Source organism: Thalassospira lucentensis (genome assembly GCF_032921865.1).
In the GTDB taxonomy this organism is placed as follows: Bacteria; Pseudomonadota; Alphaproteobacteria; order Rhodospirillales; family Thalassospiraceae; genus Thalassospira; species Thalassospira lucentensis_A.
In genome coordinates, this window is sequence record NZ_CP136684.1 from 1,279,881 (window position 1) to 1,302,932 (window position 23,052).

18 protein-coding genes and 2 tRNA genes are annotated in these 23,052 nt (G+C 54.4%); 12 read left to right on the plus strand and 8 right to left on the minus strand.

The features are described from left to right. Nucleotides 1–95 precede the first annotated feature (95 nt). A complete protein-coding gene (locus tag R1T41_RS06435) occupies nucleotides 96–4,931 on the minus strand; it encodes an NAD-glutamate dehydrogenase (RefSeq protein WP_317340714.1) in 4,836 nt (1,611 codons plus the stop codon). Between the two features lie 371 nt (nucleotides 4,932–5,302). Here R1T41_RS06435 and fabI point away from each other — a divergent pair, with 371 nt between their 5' ends. Continuing rightward, a complete protein-coding gene (gene fabI / locus R1T41_RS06440; protein ID WP_317340716.1) occupies nucleotides 5,303–6,061 on the plus strand; it encodes an enoyl-ACP reductase FabI in 759 nt (252 codons plus the stop codon). 18 nt (nucleotides 6,062–6,079) lie between these two features. Here fabI and R1T41_RS06445 read toward each other — a convergent pair whose 3' ends face one another. The 3 genes from R1T41_RS06445 to R1T41_RS06455 form a co-directional block, all read right to left on the minus strand. Then, nucleotides 6,080–7,237: a calcium-binding protein gene (locus R1T41_RS06445; protein WP_317340718.1), complete on the minus strand. Its 1,158-nt coding sequence runs from the start codon at nucleotides 7,235–7,237 to the stop codon at nucleotides 6,080–6,082. Nucleotides 7,238–7,391: 154 nt separating this feature from the next. Further along, on the minus strand, nucleotides 7,392–8,051 hold the full coding sequence (locus tag R1T41_RS06450) for a DUF488 family protein (RefSeq protein WP_062960544.1): 660 nt from the start codon (nucleotides 8,049–8,051) through the stop codon (nucleotides 7,392–7,394). 102 nt (nucleotides 8,052–8,153) lie between these two features. Then, entirely contained in the window at nucleotides 8,154–8,939 is a 786-nt protein-coding gene (locus R1T41_RS06455) for an SDR family NAD(P)-dependent oxidoreductase (protein WP_297013599.1), read from the minus strand. Nucleotides 8,940–9,071: 132 nt separating this feature from the next. Between R1T41_RS06455 and R1T41_RS06460 the strand changes: the two genes are divergently transcribed. After that, nucleotides 9,072–9,638: a TetR/AcrR family transcriptional regulator gene (locus tag R1T41_RS06460; protein ID WP_317340720.1), complete on the plus strand. Its 567-nt coding sequence runs from the start codon at nucleotides 9,072–9,074 to the stop codon at nucleotides 9,636–9,638. Between the two features lie 78 nt (nucleotides 9,639–9,716). On the opposite strand, the gene R1T41_RS06465 is transcribed toward R1T41_RS06460, so the two are convergent. Continuing rightward, nucleotides 9,717–9,791 (minus strand) — tRNA-Gly (locus tag R1T41_RS06465). Nucleotides 9,792–9,825: 34 nt separating this feature from the next. Continuing rightward, nucleotides 9,826–9,900: transfer RNA gene (locus R1T41_RS06470), tRNA-Gly, on the minus strand. Between the two features lie 217 nt (nucleotides 9,901–10,117). Here R1T41_RS06470 and R1T41_RS06475 point away from each other — a divergent pair. From R1T41_RS06475 to R1T41_RS06495, 5 genes are all read left to right on the plus strand, one after another. After that, on the plus strand, nucleotides 10,118–10,627 hold the full coding sequence (locus tag R1T41_RS06475) for a prolyl-tRNA synthetase associated domain-containing protein (RefSeq protein ID WP_297013595.1): 510 nt from the start codon (nucleotides 10,118–10,120) through the stop codon (nucleotides 10,625–10,627). A 134-nt stretch (nucleotides 10,628–10,761) separates the two neighbouring features. Continuing rightward, on the plus strand, nucleotides 10,762–11,688 hold the full coding sequence (trxA, locus tag R1T41_RS06480; RefSeq protein ID WP_082832798.1) for a thioredoxin: 927 nt from the start codon (nucleotides 10,762–10,764) through the stop codon (nucleotides 11,686–11,688). Next, nucleotides 11,685–12,371: an LON peptidase substrate-binding domain-containing protein gene (locus tag R1T41_RS06485; protein ID WP_317340722.1), complete on the plus strand. Its 687-nt coding sequence runs from the start codon at nucleotides 11,685–11,687 to the stop codon at nucleotides 12,369–12,371. The genes trxA and R1T41_RS06485 overlap by 4 nt, the downstream gene beginning before the upstream one ends. Nucleotides 12,372–12,394: 23 nt before the next feature. After that, nucleotides 12,395–12,583, plus strand: coding sequence for a Trm112 family protein (locus R1T41_RS06490; protein ID WP_062950936.1), 189 nt, complete (start codon nucleotides 12,395–12,397; stop codon nucleotides 12,581–12,583). Between the two features lie 14 nt (nucleotides 12,584–12,597). Next, a complete protein-coding gene (locus tag R1T41_RS06495; protein ID WP_062950933.1) occupies nucleotides 12,598–12,984 on the plus strand; it encodes a gamma-butyrobetaine hydroxylase-like domain-containing protein in 387 nt (128 codons plus the stop codon). Between the two features lie 108 nt (nucleotides 12,985–13,092). On the opposite strand, the gene R1T41_RS06500 is transcribed toward R1T41_RS06495, so the two are convergent. Together R1T41_RS06500 and R1T41_RS06505 are read right to left on the minus strand one after the other, a co-directional pair. Beyond that, entirely contained in the window at nucleotides 13,093–13,758 is a 666-nt protein-coding gene (locus R1T41_RS06500; RefSeq protein ID WP_317340725.1) for an OmpW family protein, read from the minus strand. 205 nt (nucleotides 13,759–13,963) lie between these two features. Beyond that, nucleotides 13,964–15,190, minus strand: a complete 1,227-nt coding sequence (locus tag R1T41_RS06505; RefSeq protein ID WP_317340726.1) for a UbiH/UbiF/VisC/COQ6 family ubiquinone biosynthesis hydroxylase — start codon at nucleotides 15,188–15,190, stop codon at nucleotides 13,964–13,966. A gap of 528 nt (nucleotides 15,191–15,718) precedes the next feature. On the opposite strand from R1T41_RS06505, the gene R1T41_RS06510 reads away from it, so the two are divergent. The 5 genes from R1T41_RS06510 (at nucleotide 15,719) to R1T41_RS06530 (ending at nucleotide 22,919) form a co-directional block, all read left to right on the plus strand. Then, entirely contained in the window at nucleotides 15,719–16,057 is a 339-nt protein-coding gene (locus R1T41_RS06510) for a P-II family nitrogen regulator (protein ID WP_007088725.1), read from the plus strand. A gap of 23 nt (nucleotides 16,058–16,080) precedes the next feature. Beyond that, on the plus strand, nucleotides 16,081–17,409 hold the full coding sequence (locus R1T41_RS06515; RefSeq protein WP_062950926.1) for an ammonium transporter: 1,329 nt from the start codon (nucleotides 16,081–16,083) through the stop codon (nucleotides 17,407–17,409). 345 nt (nucleotides 17,410–17,754) lie between these two features. Beyond that, on the plus strand, nucleotides 17,755–18,993 hold the full coding sequence (locus R1T41_RS06520) for an ammonium transporter (RefSeq protein WP_062950484.1): 1,239 nt from the start codon (nucleotides 17,755–17,757) through the stop codon (nucleotides 18,991–18,993). Between the two features lie 191 nt (nucleotides 18,994–19,184). Beyond that, a complete protein-coding gene (locus R1T41_RS06525) occupies nucleotides 19,185–20,393 on the plus strand; it encodes an aminotransferase class I/II-fold pyridoxal phosphate-dependent enzyme (protein ID WP_317340731.1) in 1,209 nt (402 codons plus the stop codon). 45 nt (nucleotides 20,394–20,438) lie between these two features. After that, entirely contained in the window at nucleotides 20,439–22,919 is a 2,481-nt protein-coding gene (locus R1T41_RS06530; protein ID WP_317340733.1) for a DNA translocase FtsK, read from the plus strand. Nucleotides 22,920–23,052 lie beyond the last annotated feature (133 nt).

Here is a 23,052-nt window from a genome sequence, read left to right on the forward strand (position 1 = left end):
CTCCTGACATTTCGGGAGATATCCACACTCTGGCGAAGCCAAAAAAAAGAGGGCACCGAAGCGCCCCCTTTTTGCGAAAATCCGTGACGGGCCGATCAGCCGCCGACCATGGCCCTGATCTGACGGTTGGCCACCGTGATCATCGACAGGTCGATCTGCCCTGCGGCACGCAGTTCGTCGATCAATTGGTCACAACGTGCACAGCCGCGCTGATGATCATCAACCCATTTCCGGACCAGATCACCACCAACCGTGCCGTTCTTGCCGGAAGCAAGCACCACACGCGTCAGTTCGCGTTGATGACCAAACAGATCATCAATCGCGGCTGCACGGGCCAGTTTCTGCCAATGGGTTTCGGCTTCGATGGACTCGGCTGCTGCGCGCAGCAGGCCAAGCTGGAAGCGTGCGCCGATGGCAAAATAGGTTGCCCCGACATCGATGACATCACGCCCGGTTGCCTCGGCGATGCGGACGATATCGCAAACGGCGACCATCTGCTGCATCGCTGCCACCCGGCGCGCCAGATCTTCGGGCACACCCCGGTCGATCAGGGATTGCGATTTCTGATCCAGGGTCGTGCGGAAGGCCGCATCGGCAGGAACGATATCGTCAAACGCCTCGATCACCTTGGCAACCGCCGGACGGAACAGCGCAATCTTTGCCCCGACATTCAATTCCTCGCAATTGCGCAGGAACCACAGGGTCACATCTTCGACCATGCGATTGATGTAGGAGAACATCGCGATCTGGACCTTGGCATCGACCTTGTTATCGAGGGCCTCGATACCCGACCACAGTTTGCGCAGACCAAACACCGCACGGGTAATCAGATAACCGCGCGATACATCCACCGCCGAAAGCCCGGTTGCCTCCATCATGTCATGCACGAAGGTCCCGCCAACGCGGTTGACCAGACTGTTGGTCCCCACGGTTGCGATGATTTCGCGTTTCAGACGATGGTTGGAAATCGCCGCGCTGTATTTTTTACGAACTGCCGTCGGGAAATACCGCACCAGTTCCTCGACAAGGATCGGATCATCGGGCAGATCGGATTTAAGCACCTCGTCATACAGCCACAGCTTGGCATAAGGCATCAGAACCGAGATTTCCGGACGGGTAAGACCCTGATGGGCCGCCGTGCGACGTGCCAGTTCCTCGTCATCGGGAAGATATTCGATTTCCCGGTTCAGGCGACCTTCGCGTTCGAGCATCCGGATCAGGCGAACCTGCGCATCAAGCGCATCCCCGCCCCCGGCAAAGGCGTTCGAGATCGCCTGGCTTTGCAGATAGTTGTCACGCAGCACCAGATCGCCGACCTCGTCGGTCATTTCGACCAGCAGTTTGTTACGCTGCTTTTCGGTCATGTCGCCGGCGGCCACCACCTCGCCCACGAGGATCTTGATATTGACCTCGTGATCCGAGCAGTTGACCCCCGCGGCATTATCGATGGCGTCTGTATTCAACCGTCCGCCAGCATGGGCATACTCGATACGACCGCGCTGTGTGCAGCCAAGGTTGGCACCCTCGCCAATGACCTTTGCGCGGATATCCTTGCCATTGATGCGAATGGCATCGTTGGCGCGGTCCCCGGCATCGGCATTCGATTCCGTCGATGATTTGATATAGGTCCCGATCCCGCCGAACCACAGAAGTTCGACATCGGATTTCAGGATGGCTTTCATCATCTCGGCCGGTGTTACCTTGCCGGTGCCAAGATCAAGCAGCTTGCGGACCTCAGGCGAGGGATCAAGCGTCTTGGCCTTGCGGTCAAAGATTTCGCCGCCCTTTGACAGGACTTTGGTATCGTAATCGGCCCAGCTTGAACGCGGCATGTCAAACAGGCGCTGCCGTTCGGCAAAGCTTTTCGCGAGATCCGGGTTGGGATCGACGAAAATATGCATATGGTTGAAGGCGGCAACCAGCTTGATCTGTTCGGACAACAGCATGCCGTTGCCAAACACGTCACCCGACATATCGCCCACACCGGCAACGGTGAAGGGTTCTTTCTGGATGTCCTTGCCGATTTCGCGGAAATGACGTTTGACCGATTCCCACGCACCGCGTGCGGTAATGCCCATTTTCTTGTGGTCATAGCCCTGCGAACCGCCCGATGCGAAGGCATCGTCCAGCCAGAAGCCATAATCACGGGCAACACCATTGGCGATATCCGAGAAGGTTGCGGTACCTTTATCCGCCGCAACAACCAGATAGGGATCATCGTCATCAAGACGGCGCACACGTTCCGGCGGGATGATGTCGCCACCGACAATATTGTCGGTAATATCAAGCATCCCGGACATCAGCGTTTTGTAACAGGCAATGCCTTCTTCAAGGAATGCTTCGCGACCACCATCGACCGGGGGCCGTTTAACGACAAAGCCACCCTTGGAACCGACCGGCACGATGACCGCGTTCTTGACCATCTGGGCCTTGACCAGACCCAGAATTTCAGTGCGGAAATCTTCCTGACGGTCTGACCAGCGGATACCGCCACGGGCCACCGGGCCACCACGCAGATGGACGGCCTCGACCCGCGGCGAGTAGACAAATATTTCGCGCCAAGGACGCGGAAGCGGCAGATCTTCTACCATGCCGGAATTGAATTTTACCGACAGATAGGGTTTCGGATTGCCGTCCTTGCCATACTGGAAATAGTTGGTGCGAAGCGTTGATTGAACGAGGTTGAGGAAGGCGCGCAGAATGCGATCCTCGTCCGGGTTCATCACATCTTCAAGGCGGGTGATGATATCGCCTTCGATGGCTTCGGCTTCGACGGCCAGCCCCGGATCACGATCCGGATCAAAGCGCGCAATGAACAGATCAACAATCGTTGCCGCAAGACCCGCATTATTGGCGAGTGTTTTGGCCATGTAATCCTGCGAGAAGGCCGATCCCATCTGGCGCATGTATCGGGCATAGGTCCGCAGGATGACGACTTCGCGCCAATGCAGCCCGCCCAGCAGAACAAGACGGTTAAAGGCGTCGTTTTCGACTTCGCCATGCCACATGCGAATGAAAAGTTCCTGGAACTTGTCACGCACATCATGCAGGTGGAATTCGCCGTCAACCAGCACCCCGAAATCGTGAATGCGGACATTCACATCGGTATCGCGCGGTTCGACCTTGAAGGGGTTCTCGGTGATGACCTTGAGCCCCATGTTTTCCAGCATCGGCAAGACGTCGGAAAGCGGCACCGGTGCACCGGGGTTGTATATCTTGAAGCGCAGTTCATTCTCGGCCGCTTCGATCGGGCGATACAGGTTCACCCGCAGGTCCGATGATTTGATCACATCCTCGATACGGTCGATATCAAGAGCCGCGGTATCAACACCGAAACGATCACGATAGTCGCCCGTGAAACTTTCGCCGTAACGACGGTAAAGTGCCAGACCGCGTTCTTCGCCCATTTCACGCACCAGCACCTGACGCAGGGTATCGGCCCAGTCACGTGCGGTTTCAACAAGCTGGCGTTCGATATCGGCAACATTGTATTCCGGCAGTTCGCCCGGCGTGGTTTTGACTAGAAGGTGCAACCGCGCAAGGGGGCTATCGCCGATCAGGGTGTAATGTGCCGTGACCTTGCCATCAAAGGCGGCTTCGATCACCGACTGGAACTTCATACGAAGCTTGGTCGAGAACCGATCCCGCGGGCAGAAAACCTGACAGGAAACAAAGCGTTCAAAGGCATCACGACGCACGAACAGTGCGATCCGCTGGCGTTCCTGCAAATGCAGGATGCCCATGCAGATATGATACAGATCATCAAGTTCGATCTGGAACAGTTCATCGCGCGGGAAGGTTTCAAGGATATTGACCAGCGCCTTGGCATCGTGGCTGGCTGGCGGGAAGCCGGCGCGCTTGATGGTTTCGGCAAGCTTCATGCGCAGAAGCGGGATCAGACGCGGGCTGAGGTTATAGGCGACCGAGGTAAACAGACCGACAAACAGATGCTGGCCGATGACCTTGCCATCGTCATCAAACTGTTTGACCACAATGGTATCAAGATGCACCGGACGGTGCACGGTTGACTGTTTATTGGCCTTGGTCACCATCAGAAGGCTTGGCTGTGCCACAAAGGCCTGCACTTCGGACGACAGATTGCCGATCTGGCGCAGTTCGTCAAAGATGTGGGTGCCTTCGCGGCGCAGAATCCCGAGCTGGCTTTGGGGATTAACGTCCACCTTGGCTTTCTTGCCCGTACCGCTGAATTTATATTCGCGATAGCCAAGGAAGGTGAAATGGTCGTTATGAACCCAGCCCAGGAAGTCCTGGGCTTCTTTCTGGTCTTCTGCGGAAATACCGGTTGGTGCGGTTCTGATGCCTTCCAGAACTTCGGCGACTTTTGACAGCATTGCCTGCCAGTCTTCGACCGAAAGACTGACATCGGTCAGAACATCTTCCAGACGGTCACGGATTTTCTGCAGAACGGCTTCGTCGGTCTGTTCGTCAATTTCAAGATGCATCACGGATTCACGCGGTGCATCCGAGCTTTCGACAGCTTCGACCGACTGCAATTCACCACGATCATCACGCGCGATACGCATGATCGGGTGGATTACCAAATGAACCGTCAGGTCGAATTCGTGAAGGGCAGACGTCACGGAATCCACAAGGAACGGCATATCGGTGTTGATCATCTCGATCACGGTGTGATCGGATTTCCAGCCATGCTCTTCAAGATCGGGGTTATAGACCCGGATCTTGGCGGCATTGGCCGATGGGCGCTTTTGCGCGAATTTGTATAAAGTCAGTGCCGCGCCATAGAGCGAGTCGACGGATCGACCTGCCATGTCGTCAGGCGGTACATCCTTGTAAAAAAGGCGAACGAATGCTTCTGCATCCTTCGCCATCTTACCGGTCAAGCGTTGCTGGATCTGTTCGACAACCTTGTCGATGACTTCCCGTTTCGGGTCGTCGCTTCGGGCTTTCATGTCCAATTTCCCTTTTTATCGGTTCTGTTTGCCAGAACCGAAGTGCCGACCTTTGCGGGCGGCACTACACACCTCGGATGTCACATGTATTTGGGAAGACAACCTGAAGTTCCCCACACCCGGAAATGACGGAAAACTGCAGCTTCCTTCCAAGGCTACACATAGCGGATCATCTGCCTAAAAACTATGCTTCTGCACAAAAAAAAATCGTTCGCTCAATAGGTTCCGATCGACGGAACCCTGTATTCCAATTGGGGATTGTCACAGAATTTTACACTTTGCTGCGCTGCAAAATCATCTAAGCTTTATCTGGTGCGCGAATCAGAAGTCCGTTTCGCATCCGCAAAACACAATAAAGCAGGAGATGCCAAGTGCTGGTAGGAAAGAAGGGCCTTATCGTCGGAATTGCCAACGACAAATCGATTGCCTATGGCTGCGCCCGAATTTTCAACCGGGAGGGTGCAGAGCTTGCGATCACGTACCTGAATGACAAGGCCGAAAAGCATGTCCGACCTTTGGCAGAAGGACTCGGTGCCCCGATCATCACCCCGCTTGATGTTCAGAACGAAGATCAGATGGATCGGTTGTTTGACAGGATCGCTGATCAATGGGGGAAACTGGATTTTGTCCTGCATTCCATCGCATTTGCCCCCGGCGATGACCTGCATGGGCGGGTGATCGACTGTTCACGCGACGGCTTTCTGACCGCAATGGATATTTCGTGCCATTCGTTTCAGCGACTGGCAAAGCGTGCCGAACCATTGATGATTGATGGCGGGGCACTGTTGACCGTCACCTATATGGGGTCGGAACGGGTTATTGACCATTATGGGGTCATGGGCCCGGTCAAGGCCGCGCTTGAAAGTGCAACCCGATATATGGCCGCCGAACTTGGCCCGAAAAACATTCAGGTCCATGCGATTTCACCCGGCCCCCTTCTGACACGCGCGGCATCGGGCATTGCCGAGTTTAACACCCTGATGAACACGGCCCAAAGCCGATCACCGGGGCGCAGGCTTGTCACCATTGACGAGATTGGCGAACTGGCGGCGTTTCTTGCCAGCGACCGGTCACGCGGGATTACTGGCGACGTAATCCATGTCGATGGTGGCTATAACATCATGGGCTAGGACCGGAAAACGCCGCTGCTAACCGATGACACTGTCTTCGAAGACGATATTGTCCTCGGTGAAATCAGCAAGATCGGCATTTTCGATCAGCACGCCATAGTCATAGGGACGGCCATCGCTGAAATCGACATACAATCCGGCATCTGTTTCTTCGGCGTGGGCGATGAAGTCGGAAAAATCGTGGATGCCGCTTTTTTCCTGAAACTCGGTTCCAAGCTGAAGCCTGTCACCATCGGGGCCGGTTTCAAAATCGGCAATCCGGTCGCGTTCGGCACCGCCTTCGAACACCCGCCACAAAAACGTGTCGGGGCCATCATCCTGCGGATATCTGTCACTGTTGCCGCGCAGGAAATCGTTGCCATCGCCGCCCTCGATGATGTCATGACCATTTCCACCGTGCAGGACATCATGCCCGTCCCCACCACGCAGAATATCGTCGCCAAAATGCCCCTGCAGGACATTCCGACCAGCATCGCCGATCAACAGGTCATCATGGATTGTGCCGTAAAGATTTTCGATATCATGGACAACATCGCCTTCGGCTTCGCCGCCCTGAAAAACACCGGTTTCAAGGTTGATCGAAACGCCGCTGTCCCCATTGTAGCGCAGTGTGTCGCTTCCAGCGCCGCCGTCGACATAATCAGCATCGGCACCGGGGCTTAGCATATCATCCCCGTCACCCCCCAACAGGGTATCCTCGCCTTCGCGCCCGGTGATGGTATCGTCCCCTCTGCCCCCCAGAAGGGTGTCATTGCCGGGATCATTGCCAAGATAATCACCGTACAGGAAATCGTCCCCGTCACCGCCCAGCAGCAAATCGCTGCCGCCACGCCCCCAAAGCACATTACTTGCATCATCACCGATCAAGGTATCGTCGAATGGACTTCCTTCAACCACTTCGATACCAGCAAGCCGGTCACCTTGCGCCTTGCCGCCATGACCTGTTCCATCCTGAAGGTCAACAATGACGCCTTCTGTTGCGGTATCGGTATCGTAGTTGGCGCTATCGCGTCCGCCGGGGCCACCGTCAAGCAAATCCGCCCCCGGTCCGCCTGTCAGCTCGTCATCCCTGCCAGCACCATAAAGCTGATCATCGCCAGCCAAGCCATAAATCGTGTCATTATCACCTGATCCGACAAGGCTATCATTGCCTTCCGTTCCTGTAACGACCGCCATGGAATCCTCCTGCAGCTGACAACATCAACTGCAGATTTAAATACATATTCCTGCGCGTATCAATATTCGTAAAATAGAATGAAATATAAACTTGAATTATACAAAATGACCATTTTCAAAAAAATCGCCATAACGCGTTTTAATACATGAAATATTAGAAATTATTTTGCCGTTTTCCGGATTTTATTGCGTCATCTGCAAGCGGAGCCGCTTTTACAATTTGCTTCTGAAGCGCCAGAACCAGTTCTGCATCGGGATCCGGTGCGCTGGCAGCAAACAAATCTGCCGTATCGCCGCTATTGATCGCAATCATGCGCTTTTCCGTCTCGGCCTGGGTTTCAACACGCCCGTCGGAAACCAGATGCCGCAAATCGAACCCGGCACGTTTGAGCGCCGGTGCGATCAGCAATGTGCGATGGCAGTCCAGCGGATCCTTTTCCGCGCACATCAGGCAGATGCGGTATTTGCCCGCCCCCGATATCAGACGATCAATCCCGGCTTTGAATTCCGGGCGTGCTGCCATCAGGTCGTAGCTTAGCCGACCATCGGGATACAATGACGGGTCCTGCGGTTTTCCGCCCAGAACATCCCCCATGAAAACGTAAGCAATACCGTTCTCGCGCAGGAACGGGCCAAAGGTATCGGCATCAAACGCCTTCCAGTAATTCGATCCCCGGAAAGTCCGGATATCGGCCACGGCCGTAATGCCCTGCCCCTTTAGAAGGGCAAGCAAACTGTCCCGGTCATGCCCCGCATAACCGACGGTCCAGATAATGTTTCCGGTACTGGATGATGAAATGATCTGTCCGTTCATCGGATCAAGACACGGTAAATCTCAGCAGAACTCAAGCCCAAAAACACCCTGCAAACAAAAAGCCATCCCGAAGGATGGCTTTTACCGGAATGCTTCCGAATATCAGATGCGATAACGTTCCGCAGGTTGCCCATTCATGAATTGCGGCCCCATCGCCTGACGGGTGGCTTCAAGATTTTCCCAGACATCCGCCGCAGGCAGAGACGGAATTGTGATCATCTCTTTTCGATCAAAGCCCACCAAAGCGGCATCGACAAGATCAGCAACTTCCATCACACCGGGTACCTCATCGATATTTTTACCGGCATGGTCCCAGATTTCGGTGCGGGTCGCAGAAGGCAACACCGCCTGCACATAGATGCCGGTGCCCGCATACTGGTTTTGCAATCCCTGCGAGAATGACAAGACATAGGACTTTGTCGCACCATAAATCCCAAGACCAAATTCCGGCACAAGCGCCAGAACCGAAGTGATATTCACGATTGATCCCGCGTTCTGGGCAACGAATCGCCGGGCAGCAGCATGCGCAAGCCGGGTCACCGCGGTGACATTCAGGCGGATCAGCCAATCAACCTGATCCACATCCTGTTCCGCAAAGGCACCAGACAGGGTTGATCCAGCGTTATTGATCAAAAGATCTATTGCAGCGTCTTCTTGCAAGCGGTGCTCAACCCGCGCGAGGTCGGTACTGTTGGTCAGATCAGCAACCATCACGTCAACCGACACACCTGTTTCTGCCCGCAGCCGGGCAGCAAGCTGGTCAAGCCGCTCAGCATTACGGGCAACAAGAACAAGATCATGACCGCGTTTTGCAAGACGGTCAGCATAAACAGCACCAATGCCTGTCGAAGCACCGGTAATCATCGCAGTCGTTACTTTTTGAGCCATAGAAGCCTCCTATCAGGGACTACCGCCCCACACATATCTGATCGTGTAGAAAGGTGTAATCATTATGTTCATCATGAATAATATTTATGATAATGATCATGAATAGGCAAGCATGAAATTTGGGAGACCAAAGTGAAGGTCAGTCGCCAACAAGTCGCAGAAAACCGCAGCCAGATCCTTGATGCTGCTGCACGGATGATTCGGGAAGAAGGGCTGAATGGTATTTCGGTCGCCAAGGTCATGCAGGCCGCAGGCCTGACCCATGGGGGTTTTTATGGCTACTTCGGCTCAAAAGACGACCTTGTCACTGCAACACTGGACCATATCCATGGCGTGAATGGCACCAACAGCAGCGCCGATATTACAAACCTTGCTGATTATGCCACCGAGTACCTGAGCCGCACCCATCGCGACAACCCGGGTCAGGGCTGCGCATTTGCCGCGATTGGATGTGAAGTTGGTCGCAGTTCCGCTGACAGCCGTGCCGTCCTGACCGATGCAACCCGGCGTCAAATTGAAAAGCTGAGCACTATTACCGATAACAAGACCGCAGAACCTGCGGAACGGCGGCGTGAAGCAATAGGCAACTGGTCGGCGATGGTTGGTGCCGTGATGCTGGCCCGTCTGGTCGATGATACCGAACTGTCAGACGAAATCCTGAACGAAACACTTCATTGGATTACGAGCAAACCGAAATAGGGGATCAACCGGACATCCCAAGCCAAGGTTGCCAAAAGCAAAAGGCCGCCCCGAAGGACGGCCTTTGAACTTTCATCATGGAGCGGGCGAAGAGATTCGAACTCTCGACCCTAACCTTGGCAAGGTTATGCTCTACCCCTGAGCTACGCCCGCATCATCATGAAAGCATGATGAGGAAACCACCTGATGGAGCGGGCGAAGAGATTCGAACTCTCGACCCTAACCTTGGCAAGGTTATGCTCTACCCCTGAGCTACGCCCGCATTCATCAGTATTTCCTGCCCCTGTGGAGCGGCGCGGATAATAGCCCAACAAAACGTGATTGCAACCCTTTTTTCCATCAAATCGCCACCACATCCAAAATGGCGGTTTTCCTTGACTTTTTACCCTTAAAACAGGGAAATCACGCCAACATGCTGCAATTTGCGTCCTAATTGCAATCTGACCATCTTCGCGCGACCCAGCCAGAAGGAAAACAGGATGAGTGATCCATCAACCGCACTTTTCGATTATCTCGAAAATCTTGGGATCCAAACCCGCACGCACGAGCATGTGCCGCTGTTTACGGTCGAGGATTCGCAAAAGCTGCGCGGGGATCTGCCGGGCCTTCATTCCAAGAACCTTTTTGTCAAAGACAAGAAGGATGCCCTGTGGCTTGTCGTGGCTGAGGAAAATACCGAAATCCGGATGAACCACCTGCACAAGACACTGGGTTGCGCCCGTCTTTCGTTTGGCAAACCGGAACTGCTGCTTGAGACGCTTGGCGTCATTCCGGGATCGGTCACACCCTTTGCCCTGATCAACGATCATTCGCGAAAGATCAACTTCGCCCTGGATGCGAAGCTGGCCAACGGAGACATTCTTAACTTCCACCCCTTGCGGAATGACAGAACCACGACAATTCAGTCTGATGACCTGCTTCGATTTGTCACCAGTCTTGGCTACGAAATCAGAATTATCGATTTTGATGAAAAAATAGATTCGTTCTGATTCCGCACAAATGCTCATAAAGCCTTTTACCGCGAAACATTAAACTATAAGATTTTCCTAATGTTATGCAGAAGCCTCTTGTCGAACGGCGGTTGAGGCATCATCTAGAATTCAGAATTAGTGAGTAAACGATAATGTCTATCATTCTTGACGCCACCGCCCCGAATGCCGCCCCCACCGCTGGACAGGACAAAGACCTGATCAAGGACAGCGGCATTGAAACCTTTGTCCAGGACGTCATCGAACCCTCGATGGAAGTCCCGGTTGTCGTCGATTTCTGGGCCCCCTGGTGTGGCCCGTGCAAAAGCCTGACGCCAACCATCGAAAAGGTGACACGCGAGGCTGGCGGGCGCGTAAAGCTGGTCAAGGTCAATATCGATGAAAACCAGGAACTGGCGATGCAATTGCGCATCCAATCGGTTCCGACGGTCTATGCCTTCAAAGGCGGCCGCCCGGTTGACGGTTTTCAGGGTGCGCAGCCAGAAAGCGAAGTCCGTGCCTTTTACGAGCGTCTTGCAGGCGGCCCGATCGAAAGCCCGATTGCAGCAATTCTTGATCAGGCGGCTGGAGCACTTGCGGATGACGACCATGAAACAGCACATGGTCTTTATGTTGGCGTTCTTGAACGTGAACCTCAGAATGAAACAGCGATTGGCGGCATGATACGTTGCATGGTCGCAATGGGAGAAGTTGAAGAAACCCGCCATTTTGTCGACAACATGGCCGAAGCAGATCGACTGAAGGCACCGATTGCATCTGCGATCAGCGCGCTTGAACTGGCGGAAACCGGTTACAGCAAGGAAGACCTTGATGTCGCACGCGCCAAAGTCGCCGCCAATCCGGATGACCTGCAGGCGCAGTTTGATTTGGGCATGGCCTGCTTTGCCACCAACAAGCGCGAAGAAGCCGTCAACGCCATGATTGCGATCATTCGCAAAGATCGCAGCTGGAACGACGATGCCGGTCGCACCCAACTGATCAAGTTTTTCGAGGCATGGGGCCCAATGGACCCGGCCAGCGTTGCGGGGCGCCGCGCACTCTCGACGGTTTTATTTTCATGAGCATATGCGGTCCTTTCGATCCCAGTTTTTCGGATCTTCCAGATACATTGCCGGTCTTTCCGCTAAGTGGTGCGCTTCTGCTGCCGCGTGGCCATCTGCCGCTTAATATCTTTGAGCCGCGCTATCTGAGCATGATCACCGATGCCCTGGGGCAGGACCGCATGATCGGCATGGTTCAGCCACGCCCGGACGGGCGCAATACCTACTACATGGACCCGGACAATCCACCGGTCTTCCAGACCGGCTGTGCCGGCCGTATCACGGCGTTCAGCGAAACCGATGATGGTCGTTTCCTGATCACCCTGACGGGCGTCTGCCGGTTTAACATCGTCGAAGAACTTCCGATGCAGGGCGGCGGCTATCGCGCTGTTCGCGGTGATTTCACCCCGTGGAAGGATGATTTGCTGTTGCCATCGGCGGATTTGAAACCGATTGATCGTGACCGTCTCCGGCAGGCACTGGAAAGCTATTTCGCCCAGCATTCATTGCGATCCTGCTGGGATACACTTAGCGATACCGACGATGAAATGCTGGTAACGGCCATTGCAATGGGCTGCCGACTGAGCCCGCTTGAAAAACAGGCTTTGCTCGAATGCGCAAGCCTGTATGATCGCGGCGATATGCTGACAACCCTGCTGGAAATGGCAGCCCATCCACGGGCACCCCAAACCGCCAGCAACTAAACGTAATATGAAGGCCCAGAACAATGACCGCGACTCACAGCCCAGTAGACCCGAAACTGCTTGAAATCCTTGTTTGCCCGGTCACCAAAGAGACACTGGAATATAATCGCGAACAGAACGAGCTGATCAGCGTCAAGGCGGGCCTTGCATACCCCATCCGCGACGGTATTCCGATCATGCTGCCTGATGAAGCCCGTGTCATCGAAGACTGATTGTGACGGTTTTCATGTCGGAAGACAGCTTTACCCCGCGCTTCAGCCCGGTTGAAATCAACTATCTGCGTGACGACCATATTCTGGAAGTCGTCTGGGATGATGGGCTGACATCAAGATTCAGCGCCGAACTGCTGCGGGTCGAAAGCCCGTCTGCCGAGGTTCAGGGGCACCATCCGTCTGAAAAGAAAATCATCCCCGGCCGCCGCCATGTCGGCATCATCGACATCGTTCCGGTCGGGAACTATGCCGTGCGCATCACATTTGATGACCTGCATGATAGCGGCCTTTATAGCTGGCAGTATCTGCGCGACCTTCATGCCAATCAGGACCAGCTCTGGGCGGATTACCTTCGCGCCCTTGAAACACGCGGCCTGTCACGCGATCCCGTGCGTCGTTAAGGCAACAGGCTCCCTCTGATCCGGCCCATAAGCAAAAACGGCCCTGCCATGTGACAGGACCGTTCTTGGGATCAGACAACAAACCGGAAAGTTTGCCGTCGGCAGTGATCAGAAGCGGTAACCGACACCGATACCGAAGACCCACGGATCAAGATCCACATCAACCTTGGCCGGCGATGCCCCACCAAGGTCGGCAGTTACCGTTGTGTTCAGGAAGAGTTTCTTGACGTCAACGTTCAACGACCAAGGGCCAGAGATTGCATAGTCAAAACCAGCTTGGAACGCATAGCCAAAGCCATCGTCATATTTAACCGAGTTCGCAGCGCCAGATTTCTCGTTATAGAACATGGTGTAGTTCAAACCTGCACCAACATACGGGCTGAAACGCTGATCCGAGAGGAAGTGGTATTGCACCGTCAAAGTTGGCGGAAGCAGATTAACCGAGCCGAGATCAACATCGGGATTCTGCCATTTAACATCATGCTTGGTCGTTGCGGCGATCAACTCGAGAGCAATGTTGTCGGTAATGAAGTAAGAAAAATCCACCTCTGGAACATAATCATTGCTGACCTTGCCTTCCCCGGTAGCAATGTCACCGGTCGAGGTATCTTCGTCGGGCACTACACCGATAACACGGCCGCGAATGAGAATATCGCCTGCCTGTTTGGTTTTAAATGCTGCTTCCTGCGCGTGTGCGCCGGTTGCCGCAATCATCATCGTGCCAACAACAGCACAGCAGGCCACAGTGGCCATCAATTTCCGGGTAAGTGTCATGTTTATCCCCTGCATTCAAAAATACGTCACGGGGACACTGCGCCTTCGCAAACGCGAAAAGCTTGACTCAAATCAACATAAGCCGATGAAAAGCGACACAATTTTGAATTGTTTTTAACTGCGCGCAGATAACCAAACCAAAAGGCGATCTTTAATTCCTAAAGATCGCCTTTTGGCATCAATCACTATCTTGGGTGGGGGAAGATTAAAGCGGCTTGCCCTGCATCAAGCGTGGCAGAGTCCCCGCATACCCCATGGCGTGCGACATGAAGGTTTTCTTGAGCGGCGGGATTTTCTGCACAACGGCAAGTCCGATATCGCGCGCCCAGCGCACCGGTGCAACATCATTGGAAAACAGCCGATTGGTCACATCGGTAACCGCCAGCATCACCGTGTTGTCAAACCGGCGCCATTGTTCATATTCAGCCAGAACATCCAAACCACCGATATCACGACCGATACGGCGGGCTTCGACGAGAATTTCGGCAAGCGCGGCAACATCCCGTATGCCCATATTCAACCCCTGCCCGGCAATCGGATGCATGCCATGGGCCGCATCCCCGATCAGGGCGATGCGCGGGTCGGTGTAGCGATAGGCGTGCTGCAGACCAAGCGGGTAACAGAAACGCGGACCGATGACTTCAAGATCGCCAAGATAACCGTCAAACCGTCGATGCAGTTCATCGATAAAGGTCTCCTCGTCAAGATTGACCAGGTAATTGGCAAGATCGGTTGTTTCGGTCCAGACGATCGAACAGCGGTCGTCGGTCATCGGCAAGATCGCGAACGGGCCGGCGGGCAGGAAATGTTCCACGGCAAGGCCGTTATGGGGCACCTTGTGCTTCACGGTACAGACCACGGCACTTTGCTTGTAGCTCCATTGGTAGGTCTTGATACCTGCCCATTTGCGCAACATCGAATTGCGCCCTTCGGCCCCGATGGCCAGTGAGCCACGGATAGACCGGCCATCTGCCAGTGTCACCGTCATGCCACCCTGATCACGTGCGATGGTTTCAACACGTGCCGGTGCGATCATGTCAACCAGATCGGTTTCGGCAATCGCCCGATAAAGTGCGCCCCGCGTAATCAGGTTTTCAACAATGTAGCCCAGCGGCTGGTTTCCGACATCCTTGTGATCGTAATGAAGGAATAGCGGACTGGTGCCATCGGCAATCCTGATATCAAGGATCGGCTCGGCCTCGTCTGCAATGTATTTCCATGCACCAATCACATCAAGCACCGAGCGGGAAGCCGCAGCAATCGCACAAGTGCGCCCGTCATAATTGGCCGTAAGGATGGTTTTCGGATCAGCATAATCGATCACAACCGAACGCAGGCCGCCATGCGCAAGCGCAAGCCCCATCGCAGCACCATTCAGCCCCCCGCCAAGAATGATGACATCGGTCTGAATCTGTTCCTGCTGAGCAACCATTGTGACACCTTTGCTTTCCAAGCCAGCCGGACAAAGTCACCTGACTTCTGACCGGAGAATCCATTTTCGACAGTTTTTACGCAAATCCGCCATCGAAAGATGTATCTGATTTAACCCCTCGCGATCCCGGCCACAAGCCAGAGCGATAAATTGATGCCGGATATCACAACGTCAAAGCAGATCAGCCGGGAAAAGACCGGGGATCGTATCTGTTGAATAGTCCGAGCCTTGGCTATAGCGATCCCGGTATTACATCGCCTTGACGTAAAACAAGTTTTTCGGATCGCTATAGTTGATTAAAATTTATGCACAAATTTTAAACAGCGCCAAAATCTATGCACATTTTATATTCTTCTCCCTATTCCATCCTTGGCGAAAAATCACCTCTTAACCATAATTAATCATTTAATTTCAACTGGTTAAAAGATGATTTTTGAATCTGGCACGATTCTTGGTTTGTAGGTTGCGACTGCGAAATCGTGATTACCACGTCGGTACTCAACGGATATGCCGGGAGGTCGCAATATTATGAAACTCGTTACTGCTGTCATTAAGCCGTTCAAGCTCGATGAAGTTCGTGAAGCGCTTAGCGCGCTTGGCGTTCAGGGCCTGACGGTCACTGAAGTCAAAGGTTTTGGCCGCCAGAAAGGCCAGACTGAAATTTATCGTGGCGCTGAATACATGGTCAGCTTCCTGCCGAAAGTGAAGCTGGAAGTCGCGATCACGGATAATCTGGTTGATCAGGTTGTCGAAGCCATCACCAAAACTGCTCAGACCGGGAAAATCGGGGACGGAAAGATTTTCGTTCTTGATGTGAGCCAGGCGGTACGTATCCGCACGGGTGAAACCGGCGACGACGCCCTGTAAGTCCAGAGACAAGGGGAGACATTATGAACATTCCGATGAAGAAAACCGGCTTTGCCGCTCTTGCCGGGGCCGCTGCGCTGGCAATCACATCACCGGCCTTTGCTCAGGACGCGGGCGTTTCGGCCGAGACCCAATACATCCTCAACACCTTCAGCTTCCTGTTTAGCGGTGCGCTGGTGATGTGGATGGCTGCAGGCTTTGCCATGCTGGAATCCGGCCTGGTTCGCACCAAAAACGTATCGACCATTCTTTTCAAGAATATCGGCCTCTTCGCTGTTGCAGGTATCATGTATTACCTGATCGGCTACAACCTTATGTATATGGACGTTTCCGGCTGGATCGGTTCGCTCAGCCTGTGGAGCGCTGATGACGCTGCTGCACTTGGTGGCGATTTCTCCGGCGGGTATTCGGCGACTTCCGACTGGTTCTTCCAGATGGTGTTCGTTGCAACCGCAGCTTCGATCGTTTCCGGTACCGTTGCCGAACGTATCAAACTGTGGCCGTTCATGATCTTCGTCGTTGTCCTGACCGGTGTTCTGTATCCGATTACCGGTGCATGGACATGGGGCGGTGGCTGGCTGTCGGAAATGGGCTTTGCCGATTTCGCGGGCTCGACCATTGTTCACTCGGTTGGCGGCTGGGCTGCCTTGACCGGTGCAATCATCCTTGGTGCACGTAAAGGCAAATATGGTGCGGACGGCTCAGTTCATCCGATGCCCGGTTCGAACCTGCCGCTTGCGACGCTCGGTACCTTCGTTCTGTGGCTCGGCTGGTTCGGCTTCAACGGTGGTTCACAGCTCGCAATGGGTTCTGCTGCTGACGTCATCGCGATTGCCAACATCTATGGCAACACCTCGATGGCTGCTGCCGGTGGTGTTGTTGCCGCAGCAATCCTGACCCAGATCCTTTACAAAAAGGTCGACCTTACCATGGCACTTAACGGTGCACTGGCTGGTCTGGTCTCGATCACTGCCGGTCCGGACACCCCGACCATCGGTTCCGCCATCATCATCGGCGCCATCGGCGGTATTCTGGTTGTTGTTGCAGTTCCGCTGCTCGACAAACTGAAAATCGACGACGTTGTCGGTGCTGTTTCGGTTCACCTTGTTTGCGGTATCTGGGGCACCATGGCGGTTCCGTTCACCAATGACGGTGCATCGTTTGGTGTTCAGCTGACCGGTGTTGTTGCGATGGGTGCCTTCACCATCATCGCATCGGCAATCGTGTGGCTGATCCTGAAATTCACGGTTGGCATTCGCCTTAGCGAAGAAGACGAAGCACTGGGCAGCGATGCTGTCGAGCTTGGCCTCGAAGCCTATCCGGAATTCGGTAAAGGTTCGCAGCGCTTCTAAGCGATCAGATTTCCTGACGGGTGCCATGCCTGCATGGCACCCTGCCTGTCAGACCGACTGACCCGCCTTGGGATATCCCAGTGGCGGGTCTTTTGTATTCTGCCCATGCTGCCTTTTTAGGCACGATTATGATCACAAGACATGCAAACAGTCCCATCCGGCTGTTACCCCGCCGGATATGAGCGTGATCGATTTTCCCCCGGCAAAGACCCGTTTTCCATTGTCCCGATCAATCAGTTTGCCCTGTTGGCACAGAAATTGATGTTGGGGCCCCTGAACAAGAATCCGGCTGCGCCCCGCAGACCGGACCGTGAGGAAACGCATTTAACAAATGGGGGTTGCCCGATGGAGGCATTCCAGACCGCCTCGGACGTATTTTTCGTCCTGATGGGCGCTATTATGGTGCTCGCCATGCATGCCGGTTTCGCCTTTCTTGAAGTCGGAACCGTACGCAAGAAAAACCAGGTGAACGCACTGGTTAAAATCATCGTCGATTTTGCCGTTTCCACCATTGCCTATTTTTTCATCGGCTATGGCGTTGCCTATGGTGTTGATTTCTTTAGCAATGCCGCGGTTCTTAGCGGATCTGCGATGGTTGACGGACAGCATCTTTTTGCGTCCAGCGGCTATGATCTGGTTAAATTCTTCTTCCTGCTGACCTTTGCGGCCGCAATCCCCGCAATCATTTCCGGTGGCATTGCCGAACGGGCGCGGTTTTATCCGCAGCTGATTGCCACCGCCATTCTGGTTGGCATCTTTTATCCGCTGTTTGAAGGATTGGTCTGGAACAACAATTTCGGCTTCCAGGATATGATTGAGGCCACCTTTGGCGCACCTTTCCACGATTTTGCAGGTTCCATTGTTGTCCACGCGGTTGGTGGCTGGATTGCCCTTGGTGCCGTTGTATCGCTTGGAGTCCGGCGCGGGCGTTACACCAAAACCGGTGGACTGGTTGGTATTCCGCCATCCAACATCCCGTTTCTGGCACTGGGATCATGGGTACTTTGCGTTGGCTGGTTTGGCTTCAACGTCATGTCGGCCCAATCGATTAGCGGCATTACCGGGCTGGTCGCGGTCAATTCGCTGATGGCAATGGTTGGCGGCATTCTGACGGCACTGGTCGCAGGACGTAATGATCCCGGTTTCGTTCACAACGGTGCACTTGCCGGACTGGTTGCCGTTTGCGCCGGGTCGGATGTCATGCACCCGATCGGGGCACTGGTCACTGGCGGTATTGCGGGCGTTCTGTTCGTCTGGGGCTTCAACCAGTGCCAGACCAGATGGAAGATTGACGACGTGCTGGGTGTCTGGCCGTTACATGGCATGTGCGGCCTGATGGGAGGCATTGCATGTGGCATTTTCGGACTCGAAGCCCTTGGCGGCATGGGCGGCGTTTCATTTGGTGCCCAGCTTGCCGGATCATTGATCGGTGCCGTGTTTGCCGCAATCGCGGGATTTGTGGTTTACGGCACGATCAAACGAACTATCGGCCTTCGATTGTCTGAAGAAGACGAGTTCGATGGGGCTGATATATCCATCCATAAAATCGGCGCCTATCCCGAGGATGATCTGCGCGCAAGCTGATCTGCCAATTCTTTGCCCCGATTTCCTGTCAAAAGCCCGGAAAGCGCATCTTTCCGGGCTTTTTAATTATTCGAGCCCCTGCCCTTAAATCTTTCTTTGTATTTTTGGCATAGGGGTAAAGTCAGGGGAGATTGCCCACATTTTACGGACACCCGCATTTTGACGCCTGTTGATATGTGACGGATCCATTCATGACCGGAATACCGAACGCGATGTTTAACCAGCGCCTTGATCAGTTGCCTGCCTATCCGTTCCCACGGCTTGCCGCCCTGCTGGAGGGGATTGAACCCGGCAAGACGCCATTGGTGATGTCGATTGGCGAGCCGCAGCACGAACCGCCAGCGATGATCACCGAGGCGATGGTGAAGTATTCAAGTCTCTGGCACAAATACCCGCCAGGAAACGGCACGCCCGAGCTGCGAAGCGCCATCAAGGGATGGCTTGACCGCCGTTACAGCCTGCCTGCGGACATGATTGATCGGGATGCTCATATCCTGCCGGTCGCGGGAACCCGCGAGGCCCTTTATCTGATCGCAACCTGTGTCATCCCGCAGGATCAGCCCGGCCCGAAGCCCAAGGTTCTTCTGCCCAATCCGTTCTATCAGGTCTATTGCGGTGCCGCGGTACTTAATGACGCGGAAATGGTGCCGCTGGCAGCAGATCCGGAAACGGATTTCTTGCCTGACCTTGATCAGATCGATATCGAAACGCTTAAAGCCTGCAGCCTGTTTTTCCTGTGTTCACCAGCCAATCCGCAAGGGTCTGTTGCATCACGGGACTATCTTGAACGTATCATCGCCATGGCACAGGAACATGATTTCGTTCTGGCGATGGATGAATGCTACGCCGATATCTATGATCGCGAAGCCCCGGTTGGTGCACTTGAAATCTGTGCGGCACAGGGCGGCCGGATGGATAATGTGGTTGTTTTCCACAGCCTGTCGAAACGGTCCAGCGCGCCGGGATTGCGTTCCGGCTTTGTCGCGGGCGACCCGGTGATCATCAAACGTTTCAACGCCTTGCGCAGTTATTGTTCGGCCACCGTTCCAATGCCGATCATGGCCGCATCCGCCGCACTTTGGGCCGATGATGCCCATGCATCGCAAAACCGTGATCTTTACCGCGCCAAGATTGATGTCGCGCAGGAAATCTTTGGCAACCGGTTTGGCTTCTATCGCCCGCCGGGGGGCTTTTTCCTGTGGCTTGATGTCGGTGATGATGAAGCCGCCACCCGCAAAATATGGGCAGAGGAAGGTGTGAAAGTCATTCCGGGCAGCTATCTGTCGATCACGGACGCAGATGGCAATAATCCCGGAAAACGCTTTATCCGCATTGCGCTTGTCCATGACCTTGAAACCACCCGCGAAGGGCTTCGACGTATTGCCGACGCGCTGAGCTGAACCACGATCCTGACCAATAGCGACGAAACGACAACGGATACCCCGATGAGCAGTCAGTCCAACCTTCTCGCACGCAGCACCGCCTTCATGCCGGGCAGTCTTGTCAATCTGCTGAAACGAAGCGGGTTGCAAATCTGCGGGCTTGTCCTGGTTGGTGCGGCAGTTGCCGTTTTCATGATGCTGATCGGCTTCCATCCCGGTGACCCGTCCTTCAACCATGCAGCCGACCGTAATGTGATCTTTAACCCGCTTGGCACATTCGGGGCCTATACGGCGGATTTGCTATTGCGCACGCTTGGTTTGGCATCTGCCCTGCTGACGGTTCTACTCCTTGGCTGGGGCCTGCGATTGATTGCGGTTCGTCCGTTTAACTGGATGTGGGCACGGTTTCTGGTTCTGCCGCTCGCCCTGCTGCTCGTCGCGACGGCTGCTGCGGCCATTCGCCCCGGCATGCATTGGCCGCTTACGGTCGGGTTTGGCGGTTTTGCCGGCGATCTGTTGCTTTCCAAGCTTCAATACGGGTTCGAAATAATTGGTGTGCCGGGTGCACGTCCGCTGATTGCACTGATTTCAATGGTGCTTGGCCTGTTCCTGACCATGTTCTGCATGGCCTATCATATGTCTGAATGGCAAAAGGTTGGATCAATCCTGTCACGTATCGCTGGCGGTATTATTTCCGGAATTGGTCGTGCCATTCCCAGCAATTCAACAGATGAACGCCCGGGCGAACGTACAGCCGCCCGTAATCCGCGCATGCGTCAGGAACCATCACTTGATAAGGGGAAACCCGGCCTCGGTGCTGCGATCAGTACCCGCCTGCAAGCGGCAACATCGTCAAATAACAACAATGACGACGATGATTTTGATGATGATTACAATGAAGCGGACCACGCCCCGCCGGTTCATATCGTCGCCGCACCAGCAGCAAAATTGCAACCAGGCGAAAAGGCATCGGCCCAGCGTCAGGCATCCTTTGATCTTGGATCAGACGATTACCGGTTCCCGCCGCTTAGCCTTCTGCATGAACCCGATCCGGCAGACGCAACCCAGATCGATCAGGAAGCATTGGCGCAAAATGCCCGCCTTCTGGAAACCGTTCTTCAGGACTTCGGCGTTAAGGGCGAGATCGTTCAGGTCCGCCCCGGCCCGGTCGTCACCCTTTATGAACTTGAACCGGCCGCAGGCGTTAAGTCATCACGCGTGATCGGTCTGGCCGATGATATCGCACGTTCCATGAGTGCGATTGCCGCCCGTGTGGCGGTTGTACCGGGACGCAATGTGATCGGTATCGAATTGCCGAATTCGCGCCGTGAGACGGTGCATCTGCATGAAATTCTGGCATCCAGCGATTTTGAAAAGAATACCGGCAAGCTTAATATGAGCCTTGGCAAGGATATTGGCGGCACACCGGTGATTGCCGATCTGGCGAAAATGCCGCACCTGCTGATTGCCGGTACGACGGGTTCGGGTAAGTCGGTTGGTGTGAATGCGATGATCCTGTCGCTGCTTTATCGCCTGAAACCGGAAGAATGCCGCTTCATCATGATCGATCCGAAAATGCTGGAACTGTCGATTTACGATGGTATCCCGCATCTTCTGACGCCGGTTGTGACAGACCCGCACAAGGCGGTTGTCGCCCTTAAATGGGCGGTGCGCGAAATGGAAGACCGTTATCGCGCCATGAGCCAGGTCGGGGTGCGTAACATCGCGGGCTATAACAAACGCATCAAGGAAGCGGCCGCCAAGGGCGAACAGCTTACCCGCCGCGTTCAGACGGGCTTTGATCCGGAAACGGGCAAACCGATCTTTGAAGATCAGGAACTGCCGATGGAGCCGCTGCCGTTTATCGTGGTTATCGTCGACGAAATGGCCGACCTGATGCTGGTGGCGGGCAAGGATGTCGAGGCATCGATCCAGCGTCTGGCACAGATGGCGCGTGCGGCGGGCCTGCACCTGATCATGGCAACCCAGCGTCCGTCGGTCGACGTGATCACCGGTACGATCAAGGCGAACTTCCCGACGCGTATTTCCTATTCCGTAACGTCCAAGATCGATTCCCGGACCATTCTTGGTGAAATGGGCGCCGAGCAGCTTCTGGGTCAGGGGGATATGCTTTATATGGGCCAAGGGGGCCGATTGCAGCGCGTCCATGGTCCGTTTGTATCGGACGAGGAAGTCGAAAGCATCGTTGCCCATCTGCGTGATCAGGGTGATCCGGCCTATCTTGAAACCGTTACCGAAGAACCGGAGGAAGATCCGGTCGCGGCCTATATGGCCGGTGGCGGCGGTTCAGATGGCGGCGGGAACGGATCGGATGATGACCTGTATAATCAGGCGGTCGGCATTGTCCTGCGCGAGAAAAAGGCATCCACCAGTTTCATCCAGCGCAAACTGTCGATCGGCTATAACCGCGCCGCCCGCATCATCGAACAGATGGAAGAAAACGGGATTGTTTCATCCGCCAACCATGTTGGCAGACGCGAAGTCCTGATGGAAAACATGGACGGATCACCTTACGAATACTGATCCGCCTGCAACCAAAAATATCATCGACAAATGAAAGAGGGATGCCATGTGCATCCCTCTTTCGTTTGCAGATTTCGTCGCAGGACTCATTTCACTGAGGATTCTTCATTTTACCACGGGTTTTTTGATTTCG